Here is a 14,439-nt window from a genome sequence, read left to right on the forward strand (position 1 = left end):
GCGTCCCGAGTACGCCGGATTGTCGGCAGCCGCACGACGACCCGGGGGCCCCGCTCCCGGGAGTCTGGGGCGGTACTCGAGACCAGATGGGGAGACCACCGTTCCATGGCCGTAATTCTCTCTCGACTGGGCCGGCTGGCCTTCCGTCGACGATGGCTGACGATCCTGATATGGCTCGCGGTGCTGACCGGCGTCGGTGCCGCCGCGGCGACCGCGCCCGCCGTCGAGGACCCGGGCAACTCGATGCCCGGCATCGAGTCCCAGAAGGCGTTCGACCTGATGGAGCAGCGCTTCCCGGGCACGCGTGCCGACGTGGCGTCCGAGCGGGTGGTGTTCGTCGCCCCGGACGGACAGAAGGTCACCGCGGCCGGGCACCGGGCGGCGATCGAGACGTTCGTGTCCGAGGCGGCCGACGGTTCGCAGGTGGCGGGCGCGGCGGACCCGTTCCGCACGAAGGCGGTGAGCACCGACGGCGGGACGGCGTACTCGACCGTGTCCTTCAAGGACAAGGCCGACCATCTCACCGACACCAGCAAGGACCACCTGCGCACGGCGATCGACCGGGCGCGGGAGTCGGGGCTGACGGTCGAGACCGGCGGTACGGCGCTGGCGGAGCAGCCGGCGGCGGGCGGCACCGGGGAGGTGATCGGCATCGGGATCGCCGCGCTGGTGCTGCTGGTGACCTTCGGTTCGCTGGCCGCCGCCGGGCTGCCGCTGCTGACCGCCGTGGTCGGTGTCGGCATCGGTATGGCCGGGGTGCTGGCGCTGGCGAGCACCTTCGAACTGTCGGAGTCCACCGGCACGCTGGCGACGATGCTGGGCCTGGCGGTCGGCATCGACTACGCGATGTTCGTGGTCTCCCGCTACCGCGAGGAGCGCGCCAAGGACCGTACGCCCGAGGAGGCGGCCGGACTGGCGGCGGGCACCGCCGGTTCGGCGGTGGTCTTCGCGGGGCTGACCGTGGTGATCGCACTGGCCGGGCTCTCGGTCGTGGGCATCCCGACGCTGACCAAGATGGGCCTGGCGGCGGCGGGCGCGGTCGTCGTCGCGGTGCTGATCTCGCTGACGCTGGTGCCGGCGCTGCTCGGCTGCTGGCCGAACGCCGTACTGTCCCGGACCACGCGCCGCACCGGCCGCTTCAAGGAGGGCGGCGAGCGCAACGGCGGCAGCCGCTGGGCCCGGCTCGTGCTGCGCCGGCCGGTCGCGGTGCTGCTGCTGAGCGTGGTCGGCCTGGGTGCCCTGGCGCTCCCGGTGCGCGATCTCCAGCTGGGCATGCCGGGCGACGAGGTGAAGGCGACGTCCACGACCGAGCGACGGGCCTACGACGCGCTCGCCGAGGCCTTCGGGGCCGGGTTCAACGGGCCGCTGACGATCGTCGTGGACGGCAGGGGCGCCGACGACCCGAAGTCGGCGGTGGCCACGATCTCGGGGAAGATAGCCGACGAGAAGGGCGTGGTGTCGGTTTCGCAGGCGCGGTTCAACGCGGCGGGCGACACCGCGGTCTTCTCCGCCGTACCGGCCACCGGACCGAGCGACAAGAAGACGCAGGACCTGGTCAACGCGATCCGCGACGACCGTCCGGGCATCGACGCGTCCACCGGGGCGACGTTCTCGGTCACCGGCACCACCGCGGTGAACATCGACGTCTCGGAGAAGGTCCAGGGGGCGCTGATCCCGTATCTGATGATCGTGGTGGGCCTGGCCTTCGTGCTGCTGCTGATCGTCTTCCGGTCGGTGCTGGTGCCGCTCAAGGCCGCTCTCGGCTTCCTGCTCTCGGTGCTCGCGGCCCTCGGTTCCGTGGTCGCGGTCTTCCAGCAGGGGCACGGCGCCTCGCTGCTGGGCGTCGAGGAGACCGGGCCGATCATGAACATGATGCCGATCTTCCTGGTGGGCATCGTCTTCGGACTCGCCATGGACTACGAGGTGTTCCTGGTCGCCCGGATGCGCGAGGCGTACGTCCACGGGGACGGGCCGGCGCAGGCCGTGGTGACCGGGTTCCGGCACAGCGCCCGGGTCGTGGTGGCCGCCGCGCTGATCATGATCGCCGTGTTCTCCGGGTTCGTCACCGCCGACGAGTCCCTGATCAAGATGATCGGGTTCGGGCTCGCGGCGGCCGTGCTGCTCGACGCGTTCGTGGTGCGTATGGCGTTCGTCCCGGCGGTGCTGGCCCTGCTCGGCCGGTCGGCCTGGTGGCTGCCGAAGTGGCTGGACCGGGCGCTGCCGGTCGTCGACGTGGAGGGCGAGACCCTCACCCGCCGGGAGGCGCCGGCGCAGCAGGAGGCGACCCCCGTCGGACCGGCCGCTGTCTGACCGTCCCCCGGCCCTCCGGGGAAGGGCCGTCCGTGCCGCCGTGCACGGGCGGCCCCCGTCCGTCGTCCGTGACCGGCCCCGATCGGAGAAGCCGATGACGATCCCCTGGCAGCGGTACGCGGACGGCCACGCCCGCACCGTCGACATCATGACGGCCGCACTGCTGTTCGCCACGTTCCTCTTCGGCAGCGAGATCGCCCTGCCCGAAATCCCCGGGCCGGAGGCGACGGCCCCGACGATCGCCCTCGCGGCCGTCGCCTGCGGGGCGCTGCTGCTGTGGCAGCGCACCCGGCCCCGTGCGGTCGTCGCCGTGACCACGGGCTGTGTGGCCGGCGCCGTCGCCCTGGGGCATCTGATCACCCCGCTGCTGCTCGGCCCGCTGCTGCTCGCCCTGTACCGGCTGGCCGTGAGCCACAGCCGCCGTACGACCCGCCGCTGCTACCTCGCGGCCCTCGCGGTGATCCTGCCGACGGCCCTGATCCTGGACCCGATCGACCACCCGTGGCCGATGAAGACGATCAGCCCCGCCATCTGGCTGCTGTTCCCGGTGGTCACGGGCAGTCTGGTGCGCCTCCAGAGCCGCTATCTGGAGGCCGTCCAGGCCCGTGCCGAGTACGCCGAGCGCGGCCGGGAGGAGGAGGCACGGCACCGCGTCGTCGAGGAACGGGTGCGCATCGCGCGGGAGTTGCACGACATCGTCACCCACCACCTGGCCCTTGCCAACGCCCAGGCGGGCACCGCCGCCCATCTCGCGCGCACCCACCCCGACCAGGTGCAGCGGCTCCTGACCGACCTCAGCGGTACGACGTCGGTGGCGCTGCGCGAGCTCAAGACCACTCTCGACCTGCTGCGCCAGGCGGACGACGGCGAGGCGCCGCTCGCCCCCAGTCCCGGGCTCGGGCAGCTCTCCGAGCTCACCGAGACCTGCGCGTCGGCGGGGCTGGATGTCCAGGTCGCGCTGGAGGGCGCGCCCCGGGCGCTGACGCCCGGCGTGGACCTGACGGCGTATCGCATCGTGCAGGAGGCGCTGGCCAACGTCACCAAGCACGCGGGCGCGCGCACCGCGCAGGTGCGGCTGAAGTTCGGCCGCGACCGGCTGACGATCACCGTCACCGACGACGGCACCGCCGTGCCCTCCGGGGCCTCGGACGGCCGGGGCTTCGGTCTGATCGGCATGCGCGAGCGCGCCCGTTCCATGGGCGGCGCCCTCCAGGCGGGGCACCGCCCCGAGGGCGGCTTCCAGGTCACCACCCGCCTCCCCCTCCACCCGGGCAGCACCCCGGCAGCACAGGAACGGACCCCATGACCATTCGCGTACTCCTCGCCGACGACCAGGCCCTGCTGCGGGCCACCTTCCGGATCCTCATCGACTCGTGCGACGACATGGAGGTGGTCGCCGAGGCCACCGACGGCGCCGAGGCGGTCGACCTCGCCCGGCTGCTGCGCCCGGACCTCGTGCTGATGGACATCAGGATGCCCGGCACCGACGGACTCGCCGCGACCTCCGTGCTCTGCGCCGACCCGGACCTGACCGAGACACGGGTGCTGATCCTGACGACGTTCGAGATCGACGAGTACGTCGCCGGCGCGCTGCGGGCCGGGGCGAGCGGCTTCCTGGGCAAGGACGTCACCGCCGACGCGCTGCTCGACGGCATCCGCACGATATGCGCCGGGGAGTCCCTGCTCTCCCCGCTCGCCACCCGCTCCCTCATCACGCGCTTCCTCGCCGCCCCGGCGGAGAGCGCCCGTCTCGCCGTCCCCGGCGACCTGGTCTCGCTCACCGCCCGCGAGCGGGAGGTGATGGCCTGGGTGGCGGAGGGCCGTTCCAACGAGGAGATCGCCGAGAAGCTGTACGTCAGCCCGCTCACCGTCCGCACCCATGTGCACCGCGCGATGACGAAGCTGGGCGCCCGTGACCGGGCCCAACTGGTCGTCATGGCGTACCAGACGGGCCTGGTCCAGGCCCATCCCGCCTCGACGGACGGCTCCTGAGGTCCGGTCACGGCCGTTCAGGGGAATCCGCCGGTGCATGGGCGTGGCCCCGAACGCGCGTGTCGACACCTCACCCGTGACCCTCCCCCTCATCTCCCCCATGCTCGCCACCCCCGGCACCCTGCCGCCCGCCGCGCAGGACGCGCGCTGGGCCTACGAGACCAAGCAGGACGGGCAGCGGGCCGTGGTGTACCTGGCCGGGGACGGGACGGTCGGGCTGCGGGCCCGCTCGGGGGAGGACATCACCGGCGCCTATCCGGAGCTGGGGGCGCTCGGGGCGGTCCTCGGGGACACGGCGGCCGTGCTGGACGGGGAGGTGCTGGCGCCGGACGACGAGGGCCGGGCCGACTTCCAGCTGTTGCAGTCGCGGATGGGGCTGGTGGGGGCGCCCGCCCGGGCGGCGCGGATGGCGGCGACCGTTCCCGTGCACCTCGTGCTGTTCGACGTACTGCATCTCGGCGGGAGCCCGCTGCTGCGGCTGCCGTACGCCGAGCGCCGGGCGCGGCTGGCGGCGCTCGGTCTCGCCGGGCCGTTCTGGTCGACGCCGGGCGCGCTCGTCGGGCACGGTCGCCAGGCGCTGGAGGCGACCCGGGCGCACGGCCTGGAGGGCCTGGTCTGCAAGCGGCTCGACTCGCGGTACGAACCGGGGGTGCGGTCCCGGAACTGGATCAAGATCCGCAACATGCGGACCGTCGATGTGCTGGTCGGCGGCTGGTCGCCGGGGCGCGGGCGGCTGACCGGGCTGCCGGGTGCCGTGCTCGTCGGGCAACGGACCGGGGCGGGCGCGCTGCGGTACGTCGGCAGCGTCGGCACCGGCTGGAGCGAGGCCGAGCGCACCGAACTGGCCGCGCTGCTGCGGGTCGCCGCGACCGACGTGTGCCCCTTCGACGCCGTACCGGCGGTCTCGGGCGCCCGCTGGGTGGTGCCCCGGCTGGTCGGCGAGGTGCGCCACAGCACCCGTACCCGGGCGGGGCTGCTGCGCCAGCCGTCGTGGCTGCGGCTGCGGCCGGACCTGACGCCGGAGGAGTCCGCGGCCGACCTTCCGGACACATCCGCCTGAGTCGGCGCCGGACGGCCAACTATTGGGCTGCGCTTCATCGTTGATACGCCTGCGGCCCTTGGCGCGGATGTGAAAACCGTGGAAGCTGAACTCCCCGTTCCCCCCAGCCGTTCGGCTGCGCCCGCATCACGAGGAGACGCAGTGTCGTCACCCATGTTCAAGGTCCACCGCAGGAGATGGCTCACCGGACTCGCCGGTGCCGCCGCGCTCGTGCTCGCCGTTCCCGCGACCGCGTTCGCCGCGCCTCCCCAGGCGCTCCCCCAGAACGCCGAGGCCGCGGAGCTCACCTACCAGCCGGCGTTCGACTACGACACGGACGGCTGCTACTCCACCCCCGCGATCGGCCCCGACGGCACGGTCAACGGCGGTCTGAACCCCACCGGCGCGCTCAACGGCAGCTGCCACGACGCCTCGGACCTGGACAACACCAACAGCTACTCGCGCTACAAGTGCAACAACGGCTGGTGCGCGTACATGTACGGCCTGTACTTCGAGAAGGACCAGGCCGTCGCGGGCAGCAGCATCGGCGGGCACCGGCACGACTGGGAGCACGTCGTGATCTGGGTGCAGAACGGCGCCGTCCAGTACGTGTCGACGTCCAACCACGGTTCGTTCACCGTGACCGCCGCCTCCGGTGTCCGCTTCGACGGCACCCACGCGAAGATCGTCTACCACAAGGACGGCATCAGCACCCACTGCTTCCGGCTGGCGAACTCCAACGACGAGCCCCCGGAGAACGACAAGCACACCTGGCAGTACCCGCCGCTGGTCGGCTGGAACGGCTACCCGTCGGGCCTGCGCGACAAGCTGAGCGCGTACGACTTCGGCAGCGCCAACTTCGGCCTGAAGGACGCCAACTTCGCCGCGCACCTGTCGTCGGCGAAGCCGTCCGGGATCGCCTTCGACCCGAACGCGTAGGCGCCCCGCGACCGGGTCCGGTACGGCCGAGTGGCCGTACCGGACCCGTCCGTCGTACGACGGACGGACCGGGAAGTTGAGCGGCACACAACCGGGAGGGTCTATCGTGTCCCGCATGTCCGTTCCGGAACTGATCCGTATCGTCTCCCGCGACTCGCCCATGGCTCTGGCCCAAGTAGAGCGTGTCCGCGCTGAGTTGGCCGTCCTGCGGCCCGGTGTGCGCACTGCGGTCGTCCCCGTGAGGACCACCGGCGACAAGTGGATGGGCGACCTGTCCAAGGTCGAGGGCAAGGGCGCGTTCACCAAGGAGGTCGACGCCGCGCTGCTGGCCGGCGAGGCGGACCTGGCGGTGCACTGCGTCAAGGACATCCCGGCGGACCGGCCGCTGCCGGCCGGCACGGTGTTCGCGGCCTTCCTCAAGCGGGACGACATCCGGGACGCGCTGATCCACCCCGGCGGCCTCACCCTCGACGAGCTGCCGCCCGGCACCCGGATCGGCACCTCCTCGGTGCGCCGGGTCGCGCAGCTGGCGGCCACCCATCCGCATCTGGAGTGCGTGCCGTTCCGCGGCAACGCCAACCGGCGGCTGGAGAAGCTGGCGGCGGGCGAGGCCGACGCCCTGCTGCTCGCGATGGCCGGCCTGGAGCGCATCGGGCGCGAGGACGTGATCAGTGAGGTGCTGTCGCCGGAGACGATGATGCCGCCGATCGGCGCGGGCATCCTGGCCCTCCAGTGCCGCGAGGGCGACACCGACGTCATCGACCTGGTGAGCGGGCTCGGCGATCCGGCCACCCACCGGGAGGCCACGGCGGAGCGGATGTTCCTGCACGTCCTCCAGGGCCACTGCAACAGCCCCATCGCCGGGTTCGCACGGGTGGACCGCAGCGGCGAACTGTCCCTGCGGGCCTGTGTGTTCACCTCGGACGGCAAGACCCGGCTGAACGCCCACGAGTGGGCGGGCCGGCTGGATCCGGCGACGCTGGGCACCTCGGTGGCGGTGGCGCTGCTGCGTCAGGGCGCCCGCGAGATCATCGACGGCATCCCGCACTGAGCCACACGGGGCTTCAGGCGGTGCCCTCTTCGGCCGCCTGGTCCCGCAGGAACTTGCTCACCTGGCAGGCCAGGCTGTCCCGGGCCGTACCCGACGGTGCGGCCCCGTCCCGCTGTCCGACACCACCCGTCCACAGCCGGCGGTCGGCCCAGTCGTCGTCGACCCGCAACTGCACCTGGACGTCCACCTGTCCGAGCGCGGCCTCGGGGCCCGCGGCGTAGAGGACGGCGGTGGCACGGCGCAGCGGGTAGACGTCGAAGCCCTCGATGAACTGCGAGTTGCGCCAGTCGATGAACGCGCTCTCGCCCTCGGGCCCGATCCGCACGTCGATCTGGCCGTCCTCGAGGTGGACGGTGGAGTGGCCGGTGCCCCGGTTCTCGACGGTCACCCGCAGCCGGAAGTACGTCAGCCCCTCGGCCGCGTCGTCCCGTCCGCGCGGCGGCTCGGAGGCCTCCAGTTGGTGGACACGAACGCGCAGACCGGCATGCTCGTCGTACTCCTGCCAGTCACCGACCACGTTGGGCTCGTACACAGTCCACCTCTCGACCTCTACCGGCTGCTTCCTATCCGTGTGCTCAGTGCACTGTCAAATGAGCGGAATGCGCTGTGGCCAGCGGGTTCACCCCTTTTGATCGTCGATCAAGCCGTGCGCAGCGGGAATTCGCCCACGGCCGCCGGAGGGCGGTCCGCGGGCGTGCCGCACATCACGTCGGCGGGCAAGATCAGCGAGCAAGGCGGCCGAGCAGCCGGGAGGCCGCGGTGATGCCGAGTGCCGCGGCCACGATCAGCACCGCGAAGTCGAGGGCGAGGTGCGCGGGCGTGCCGAGGAGCAGACCGCGCAGGGCGTCCACTTCGTAGCTGAGGGGGTTGACCTTGCTGACGGCCTGGAGCCAGCCCGGCATGATGGCGACGGGGTAGAGGGCGTTGGAGCCGAAGAACAGCGGCATGGTGATCGCCTGTCCGATGCCCATCAGGCGGTCGCGGCTGAGGACGATGCCGGCGATCGTCATCGACAGGCAGGAGAAGAAGGCCGAGCCGAGGACGACGATCGCGGCGACCCCGAGCAGCTTGAGCGGGTTCCAGGTCAGGGCGACGCCGAGCAGTGCGGCGATGACGACCACGACGACCGCCTGGATCACCGATTTCACCCCGGCCGCGAACGCCTTGCCGGTGATCAGCGCCGAGCGCGGGGTGGGGGTGACGAGCAGTTTGTTGAGGATGCCGGCGTCGCGCTCCCAGATGATCTGGATGCCGTAGAAGATGGCGATGAACATCGCGGACTGGGCGATGATGCCGGGCGCCAGGTAGTCGATGTAGGGGATGCCGCCGGTGGGGATCGCCTTGAGCCGGGTGAAGGTCTGACCGAAGATCAGCAGCCACAGGGCGGGCTGGACGGCCCGGGTGTACAGCTCGGTGCGGTCGTGGCGCAGTTTCTGCAGTTCGACGGCGCACAGGGCGATGATCCGGTCGGGCAGCAGCCGCCAGCCGCGCAGTGGCTGCGGGGGGCGCAGCAGCAGGTCGATGCCCTGTGCGGGGGCGCGGTCAGCCGACGCGCTGAGCGGTGCGACGGGTGCTTCGGACATCGCGGAAGTCTCCTGAACTGTCGTCGAGGCCACTGCCGGCGACGTCCCGGAAGACGTCCTCCAGGCTGGGCAGCGGGTCCGTGGGCGCGGCGCCGCGGCGGGTCCCGAGGCCCTTCCGTAGCTCGGTGGGGGTGCCTAGGGCGCGGATGCGGCCGCGGTGCATCAGGGCGACCCGGTCGCAGTACTGGTCGGCCTCGTCCATGTAGTGCGTGGTCACCAGGACGGTCATGCCGGTGGCCTCGCGTACGGCGGTGATGTGCTCCCAGACGCTGGTGCGGGCGATCGGGTCGAGGCCGATGGTGGGTTCGTCGAGGATCAGCAGCCGGGGCGCGCTGACAAGGGCCTGGGCGAGCTCGAGGCGGCGGACCATGCCGCCGGAGTAGGTACCGGCGAGCCGGTCGGCGGCGTCGGTGAGGTCGACGGCGCCCAGGGCCTGGGCGACGCGTTCGGCGCGCTCGCGGCGGGGCACGTCGAAGACGCGGGCGAACAGGGCGACGTTCTCCCGGCCGGTGAGGTTCTGGTCGGCGGACAGCTGCTGCGGGACGTAGCCGAGCAGCCGGCGTACGGCCATCCGGTCGCCGGCGGCGTCCTGGCCGAAGACGGCGACCATGCCGGACGGCACGGGCAGCAGCGTGGTGATACAGCGGATGGCGGTGGTCTTGCCTGCTCCGTTGGGGCCGAGCAGGCCGAAGACCTCGCCCTCGGCGACGGTCAGATCGAGCCCGTCGACGGCTCGTGTGTCGCCGAAGGCGTAGGCGAGTCCCGTGCAGGCGACAGCGGCGGCGGTCATGACTCCTCGGCCTCCTCGTGCAGATTGACGGCGAGCGTGCGCAGGGCCGGGAGCGCGGCGCGCAGGGCCTCCTGGTCGGCCGTGTCGAGCCGGGCCAGCTGGCGGGCGACCAGCGCGGCGCGCCGCTGTTTCCAGGCCCGCAGCCGGGTCTCGGCGGCCTCGGTGAGCAGCAGCCGGACGGCGCGCCGGTCGGCGGGGTCGGTCTCACGGACCAGGTATCCGTCCCTGACCAGCTGGTTGACCAGGGTCGAGACGGAGTTGCCCGCGAGGTACAGCTCCTTGGCGGCGTCGGAGACACCGATGCCGGGCCGGGCCTCGACCAGCCTGAGCAGCTCGACCTCGGCGCCGCGCAGCCGGGGCACGGTCAGCCCGGCGCGCAGCCGGCGCCTGAGCAGCCGCTGGACACCGACCAGCGCGTCGGCGAGTTCCTCGGGGAACGTTTCCTGGTCCACGCTGCGAGGTTAGCTCTGATACAGAGGTAATACGCCCAAGGGGACGTCAAAAACAATCCGCACAAAACCGACTAATCGTTTGATACCACTTTCGAGCGGGAACCCTCACTCAAGTGCTTCGGACAGCAGGCACGGCCGTGGACACCACCGCCGAGACCTGAGGGAGGCACGCGTGATGCACGCCCACGACGACGCCCCGCGCACCGCCGAGTCATTCGTCCGGCTGGCCGGACTGCCCGACGGTCCGCAGCGCCGCGCACTCAGGGACGAGCTGGTCCGGCTCTGGCTGCCCATGGCCGAGCGGATCGCCGTCCGCTTCCGCGGGCGCGGCGAGACCCTCGAGGACCTGTACCAGGTCGCGGCCCTCGGTCTGGTCAAGGCGGTCGACCACTACGAGCCGGACCGCGGACGCGCCTTCGAGGCGTACGCGGTGCCGACGATCACGGGGGAGATCAAGCGTCACTTCCGTGACCACATGTGGACCCTGCACGTCCCGCGCCGTGTCCAGGAGCTGCGCAACCGGGTGCGGCACGCCATGCGGGACCTGGCCCGGACGACTCCTGGCCGGGCGCCGACCGTCGCCGAGATCGCCGCGTTCGCGCAGCTGACCGAGGACGACGTGCGCACCGGCATGGAGGCGCTGGACTGCTTCTCCGCGCTCTCGCTGGAGGCGGAGATGCCGGGCACCGACGGCTACGCCCTGGCGGACGTCCTCGGCGAGCCCGACCCCGGTTACGACACGGTCGTGGACCGGGTGACCGTGGCGCCCTGCCTCCAGGCGCTGCCGGAGCGTGAGCGGACCATCCTCTATCTGCGTTTCTACCGGGGCATGACACAGAGCCGGATCGCCGAGCAGCTCGGAATCTCGCAGATGCATGTGTCGCGGTTGCTCAGCGGCTGCTTCGAGCGACTGCGCGAGGAGACCGCGGGCTGAGTCGCACGCGTCTCGCGGGCCGGGTCGCCGAGCCGCGTCTCACTCCAACGGAGGCGCGCCCGGGACCGTTGTGGGGCCGTGCTGGTCCAGGAGTTCCTCCAGCTCGGCGCGGATCCCCTCGGGCATGTCTCCGCTGCGGCCCCAGAGCAGGATCATCTCCGAGACGTTGCGGAGTTTGATGTTGGTGTGCTGCGAGACCTCGCGCAGGACCACCCATCCCTCGTCCGGAGTCACCCGCCCCAGCGCGACGACCACACCGATGGCCTGGTCCACCACCGCATGCGAGGCGACCGCCTCCTTCAGCTGGTCGACCTCGTGCTCCAGCTCCAGGATGCGGGCCGTTTCGTCACCGGGTTCGCGCGGTACTCGGGGCACGTCTCCATCGTGCCACCGGGCGACTCGGCAGGCGCCCGGGTAGGCCCTGGCCGGACACTGGTGGCAGATCCGCCCCCGCCGGCCGACCAGGAACGCGAGTGCCATGAACGATCAGCCGTCATCCGCCCCCGGTGCGCGCCGCCCGAGGTCCACCCGGCCCGTCTCCACACGGTCCGTGTTCGGCGCGCCCTGCTGGGTCAGCCTGACCAGCCGCGACCTGGCGGCCACCCAGGACTTCTACGGAGCCGTACTGGGCTGGCGGTGGCGGCGCGACTCGCTCGGCGACCACTTCCGTACGGCACTGGTCGGCGACGTCCCGGTGGCGGGCGTGGCCGCGGTCGCCGCGATGTGGCAGATGACCGTGGCCTGGACGCCGTACTTCGCCGTGCCCAGCGCGGACGACGCGGCCTCCCGCACCAGGGAGCGCGGCGGGACGGTGGCGGTGGGGCCGATCTCGCTGCCGCCGGGCCGGGCGGCGCTGCTGGCCGACCGGGACGGGGCGACCTTCGGCGTCTGGGAGGGCGCCCTGATCGGCAACTGGGAGGCCTGGCGGCAGGCGGCACCGGCGTTCATCCGGCTGCACACCCGCGACGCCTTCGACTCCGCGATCTTCTACGGCGAGATCCTCGACTGGGCCACGGACGTTCCGGGCTGCTGCGAGGTGCACTACGAGGGCGGCGAGGTGGTGCTGCGCAGCCGCGGTGACATCGTCGCGCGGATCGAGTCGGGGGCGCTGGAGGCTGCGCCGGACCCGACGATCCGTCCGCACTGGCAGGTCCACTTCGCCGTCGAGGACGTCACGGACTGCGCGCGGGCCGCGGAGAAGCACGGCGGCAGCGTGCTGCGCGAGTCGGCCGACGAGGCGATCCTGCGGGATCCCGACGGCGCCCAGTTCACGGTGACCTCGCACCGGGTGCGCTGAGCCGACCTGGAGAGCGCCGTCCACGGCGCCGAGGTCACCGCGCGCCCTCCAGGAGCCGGCGCTCGCGGCCCGGCGGGGCGGCCAGCACCGTCACCGGGAGTTCCCGGGGCGGCCGGCGTCCTTCGCGCAGGCTCGGCGCCGGCGCGGTCGGCACCAGCGGGACCCGCCCGCCGGCCCGGGCCCGCTGCGAGAACCAGATGACCTTGCCGCCGGTGGCCGTGGCACAGCAGCCCCAGCCGTCGCTGGTCGCGGCGATCCGCTCCAGACAGCCGCGCAGATCCAGGTCCGGGCGCAGCTCACGGTCGTGTCCGCCGACGGCCGTGATCAGATGCTGGCCGTTCCACCACATCTCGATCGAGAGGGACTTGTCGGTCGCGTGTTCGTCAATCGCCGTCAACAGCATTCCGGTGCCGCGGCAGACGGGCTCGACGAGGGTTTCCAGGTCCCAGTACCTGAGATGAGCGGCCAGGATGCGGTTGACGTGTGCGACCCGCTCCGGGCAGAGGTCCACGTCGAGGTGGTAGTAACAGGGCACTGCGGTCTTCATCGTCGTTGGCTCCTCACCGGCGAGGCTCCCCCTCCGCGGGCCTCCACGGCCCGAAAATACGGAGGGTGAGTGCTGATCGCGTCTGAGTCACCTCCACAGTGCGGGCGTTAGTCCATTCGTGCAACACGAGCGCACTCCCGAGGTGGTTGAAGTTCCAACAAGACGCTGGGTGTCGGCGCATGCACCATGAGTGAGACATTCCAACGAGAGCCCGGAAGGTGAACTGCGTCATGCTGCTACCGGCCAGGACAGAGGTCGCCCGGCAGTTGCGGCGGTACCGGGCGTGGGAGCGCGTCATGCTCGCCTCCCCCGCCGACCGCGCGGTGCGGGCCACCTTCGAGGACTCGGGCTACACCCTGTGCGTGCTGATGGGGAAGCGCTGCGCGCGCGAGGCCGTGGACGCCGCCGAGCGGTATCTGTGTGCTCCGCTCACCGCGTATCTCCAGGAGCACGGCGGACGGCCGCTGGCCGCCACGGCCAAGGCCGGGCGGTAGTGGGCCCGTTGGAAGCGTTCTCGCTCTGGCGCAGGTTCATCGGCCGGGCGGCAGGCCCGGTGGCGAGCACGACGGAGATGAGAGCCATGAGTTCCAAGGCCATGAATTCCAAGGCCATGAATTCCAAGGGCGCGAGTTCCAGGGACACGGGTCCCAAGGGCGCGAGTTCCAAAGGCGCGGGTTCCAGGAAGACCGGTTCCAAGGGGACCGGTAGGCCCGCTGCGATCGGCCGTATCCCGGTCCGGGACGTACGGCCCGCGGTGGAGGGCGGCCGTCCGGCGAAGGCGGTCGTCGGCGAATCGTTCCCGGTGACGGCGACCGTGTTCCGCGAGGGACACGACGCCGTGGCCGCCAACGTCGTCCTGTGTGGCCCGAAGGGCCGCAAGGGCCCCTGGACGCCGATGCGTGAACTCGCCCCCGGTACCGACCATTGGGGCGCGGAGGTCACGCCGGACGCGCCGGGCCGCTGGACCTACACGGTCGAGGCGTGGAGCGATCCGGTCGCCACCTGGCGGCGCCATGCGCAGATCAAGATCCCGGCCGGTCTGGATGTGGGGCTGGTTCTGGAGGAGGGCGCCGAACTCCACGAGCGGGCGGCCAAGTCGGTGCCGAAGGGACGGTCCCGGACACTGGTCACCAAGGCCGCACGGACTCTGGGCGACGACACCCTCCCGGTCTCGGAGCGGCTCGCTGCGGCGTTCACGCCGGAGGTGGGGGCGGTTCTGGAGCGGTATCCGCTGCGGGAACTGGTCACCGCCTCGGAGCCGTTGCCGCTTCTCGTGGAGCGGGAGCGGGCGCTGTTCGGGTCGTGGTACGAGTTCTTCCCGCGTTCGGAGGGCACCGCCGAGCAGCCGCACGGCACGTTCCGCACCGCCGCGCGCCGTCTCACGGCCATCGCCGCGATGGGCTTCGACGTCGTCTACCTCCCGCCGATCCACCCCATCGGCACCACCTTCCGCAAGGGCCGCAACAACACCCTCGACCCCACCCCCGAGGACGTCGGCGTGCCGT

General features: G+C 71.9%; 16 protein-coding genes. 10 read left to right on the plus strand and 6 right to left on the minus strand.

Annotation, left to right across the window (positions count from 1 at the left end):
• Positions 1-105 precede the first annotated feature (105 nt).
• The 6 genes from ACFPIH_RS54095 (at position 106) to hemC (ending at position 7,331) form a co-directional block, all read left to right on the plus strand.
• A complete protein-coding gene (locus ACFPIH_RS54095; RefSeq protein ID WP_381175623.1) occupies positions 106-2,310 on the plus strand; it encodes an MMPL family transporter in 2,205 nt (734 codons plus the stop codon).
• 94 nt (positions 2,311-2,404) lie between these two features.
• The gene (locus ACFPIH_RS54100) at positions 2,405-3,616 is read left to right on the plus strand and encodes a sensor histidine kinase (RefSeq protein WP_381175620.1); all 1,212 of its coding nucleotides are present in this window, start codon (positions 2,405-2,407) and stop codon (positions 3,614-3,616) included.
• The gene (locus tag ACFPIH_RS54105; RefSeq protein WP_381175617.1) at positions 3,613-4,302 is read left to right on the plus strand and encodes a response regulator transcription factor; all 690 of its coding nucleotides are present in this window, start codon (positions 3,613-3,615) and stop codon (positions 4,300-4,302) included. The genes ACFPIH_RS54100 and ACFPIH_RS54105 overlap by 4 nt, the downstream gene beginning before the upstream one ends.
• A gap of 76 nt (positions 4,303-4,378) precedes the next feature.
• Positions 4,379-5,362 (plus strand): ATP-dependent DNA ligase, encoded by a 984-nt coding sequence (locus ACFPIH_RS54110; RefSeq protein ID WP_381175614.1) that lies wholly within the window; start codon positions 4,379-4,381, stop codon positions 5,360-5,362.
• A gap of 141 nt (positions 5,363-5,503) precedes the next feature.
• The gene (locus tag ACFPIH_RS54115; RefSeq protein ID WP_381175611.1) at positions 5,504-6,280 is read left to right on the plus strand and encodes an NPP1 family protein; all 777 of its coding nucleotides are present in this window, start codon (positions 5,504-5,506) and stop codon (positions 6,278-6,280) included.
• A 115-nt stretch (positions 6,281-6,395) separates the two neighbouring features.
• Positions 6,396-7,331, plus strand: coding sequence for a hydroxymethylbilane synthase (hemC, locus tag ACFPIH_RS54120; protein ID WP_381175609.1), 936 nt, complete (start codon positions 6,396-6,398; stop codon positions 7,329-7,331).
• Positions 7,332-7,344: 13 nt separating this feature from the next.
• On the opposite strand, the gene ACFPIH_RS54125 is transcribed toward hemC, so the two are convergent.
• The 4 genes from ACFPIH_RS54125 to ACFPIH_RS54140 form a co-directional block, all read right to left on the minus strand.
• On the minus strand, positions 7,345-7,863 hold the full coding sequence (locus tag ACFPIH_RS54125; RefSeq protein ID WP_381175607.1) for a hypothetical protein: 519 nt from the start codon (positions 7,861-7,863) through the stop codon (positions 7,345-7,347).
• A 190-nt stretch (positions 7,864-8,053) separates the two neighbouring features.
• Entirely contained in the window at positions 8,054-8,914 is an 861-nt protein-coding gene (locus ACFPIH_RS54130; RefSeq protein ID WP_381175604.1) for an ABC transporter permease, read from the minus strand.
• Positions 8,874-9,704 carry an ABC transporter ATP-binding protein gene (locus ACFPIH_RS54135; RefSeq protein ID WP_381175602.1) on the minus strand — a complete coding sequence of 277 codons (831 nt, stop codon included), beginning with the start codon at positions 9,702-9,704 and terminating at the stop codon, positions 8,874-8,876. The genes ACFPIH_RS54130 and ACFPIH_RS54135 overlap by 41 nt, the downstream gene beginning before the upstream one ends.
• Positions 9,701-10,156 carry a MarR family winged helix-turn-helix transcriptional regulator gene (locus tag ACFPIH_RS54140; protein ID WP_381175599.1) on the minus strand — a complete coding sequence of 152 codons (456 nt, stop codon included), beginning with the start codon at positions 10,154-10,156 and terminating at the stop codon, positions 9,701-9,703. The genes ACFPIH_RS54135 and ACFPIH_RS54140 overlap by 4 nt, the downstream gene beginning before the upstream one ends.
• A 175-nt stretch (positions 10,157-10,331) precedes the next feature.
• Here ACFPIH_RS54140 and ACFPIH_RS54145 point away from each other — a divergent pair, with 175 nt between their 5' ends.
• On the plus strand, positions 10,332-11,090 hold the full coding sequence (locus ACFPIH_RS54145; protein WP_381176117.1) for a SigB/SigF/SigG family RNA polymerase sigma factor: 759 nt from the start codon (positions 10,332-10,334) through the stop codon (positions 11,088-11,090).
• Positions 11,091-11,129: 39 nt separating this feature from the next.
• Here ACFPIH_RS54145 and ACFPIH_RS54150 read toward each other — a convergent pair whose 3' ends face one another.
• Complete coding sequence (locus ACFPIH_RS54150; RefSeq protein ID WP_381175596.1) at positions 11,130-11,465, minus strand: ANTAR domain-containing protein; 336 nt, start codon at positions 11,463-11,465, stop codon at positions 11,130-11,132.
• Between the two features lie 103 nt (positions 11,466-11,568).
• On the opposite strand from ACFPIH_RS54150, the gene ACFPIH_RS54155 reads away from it, so the two are divergent.
• Complete coding sequence (locus ACFPIH_RS54155; protein ID WP_381175594.1) at positions 11,569-12,387, plus strand: VOC family protein; 819 nt, start codon at positions 11,569-11,571, stop codon at positions 12,385-12,387.
• Between the two features lie 34 nt (positions 12,388-12,421).
• Here the strand turns inward: ACFPIH_RS54155 and ACFPIH_RS54160 are convergent, their stop codons facing one another.
• Entirely contained in the window at positions 12,422-12,934 is a 513-nt protein-coding gene (locus ACFPIH_RS54160; RefSeq protein WP_381175591.1) for a pep a2, read from the minus strand.
• Positions 12,935-13,164: 230 nt separating this feature from the next.
• Here ACFPIH_RS54160 and ACFPIH_RS54165 point away from each other — a divergent pair, with 230 nt between their 5' ends.
• Entirely contained in the window at positions 13,165-13,428 is a 264-nt protein-coding gene (locus tag ACFPIH_RS54165; RefSeq protein WP_381175588.1) for a DUF5133 domain-containing protein, read from the plus strand.
• An 86-nt stretch (positions 13,429-13,514) separates the two neighbouring features.
• On the plus strand, positions 13,515-14,439 hold a 925-nt coding region (locus tag ACFPIH_RS54170), incomplete at its 3' end, for a maltotransferase domain-containing protein (protein WP_381175585.1).

The sequence above is a fragment of the Streptomyces vulcanius genome (assembly GCF_042653945.1).
Classification (GTDB): Bacteria; Actinomycetota; Actinomycetes; order Streptomycetales; family Streptomycetaceae; genus Streptomyces; species Streptomyces mangrovi.

What these genes read in the sequence shown, in the direction of transcription:
- ACFPIH_RS54095 (WP_381175623.1), top strand. Translation starts at nt 106, where the DNA reads ATGGCCGTAATTCTCTCTCGACTGGGCCGGCTGGCCTTCCGTCGACGA.
- ACFPIH_RS54100 (WP_381175620.1), top strand. Translation starts at nt 2,405, where the DNA reads ATGACGATCCCCTGGCAGCGGTACGCGGACGGCCACGCCCGCACCGTC.
- ACFPIH_RS54105 (WP_381175617.1), top strand. Translation starts at nt 3,613, where the DNA reads ATGACCATTCGCGTACTCCTCGCCGACGACCAGGCCCTGCTGCGGGCC.
- hemC (WP_381175609.1), top strand. Translation starts at nt 6,396, where the DNA reads ATGTCCGTTCCGGAACTGATCCGTATCGTCTCCCGCGACTCGCCCATG.
- ACFPIH_RS54130 (WP_381175604.1), bottom strand. Translation starts at nt 8,914, where the DNA reads ATGTCCGAAGCACCCGTCGCACCGCTCAGCGCGTCGGCTGACCGCGCC.
- ACFPIH_RS54135 (WP_381175602.1), bottom strand. Translation starts at nt 9,704, where the DNA reads ATGACCGCCGCCGCTGTCGCCTGCACGGGACTCGCCTACGCCTTCGGC.
- ACFPIH_RS54145 (WP_381176117.1), top strand. Translation starts at nt 10,332, where the DNA reads ATGCACGCCCACGACGACGCCCCGCGCACCGCCGAGTCATTCGTCCGG.
- ACFPIH_RS54155 (WP_381175594.1), top strand. Translation starts at nt 11,569, where the DNA reads ATGAACGATCAGCCGTCATCCGCCCCCGGTGCGCGCCGCCCGAGGTCC.
- ACFPIH_RS54160 (WP_381175591.1), bottom strand. Translation starts at nt 12,934, where the DNA reads ATGAAGACCGCAGTGCCCTGTTACTACCACCTCGACGTGGACCTCTGC.
- ACFPIH_RS54165 (WP_381175588.1), top strand. Translation starts at nt 13,165, where the DNA reads ATGCTGCTACCGGCCAGGACAGAGGTCGCCCGGCAGTTGCGGCGGTAC.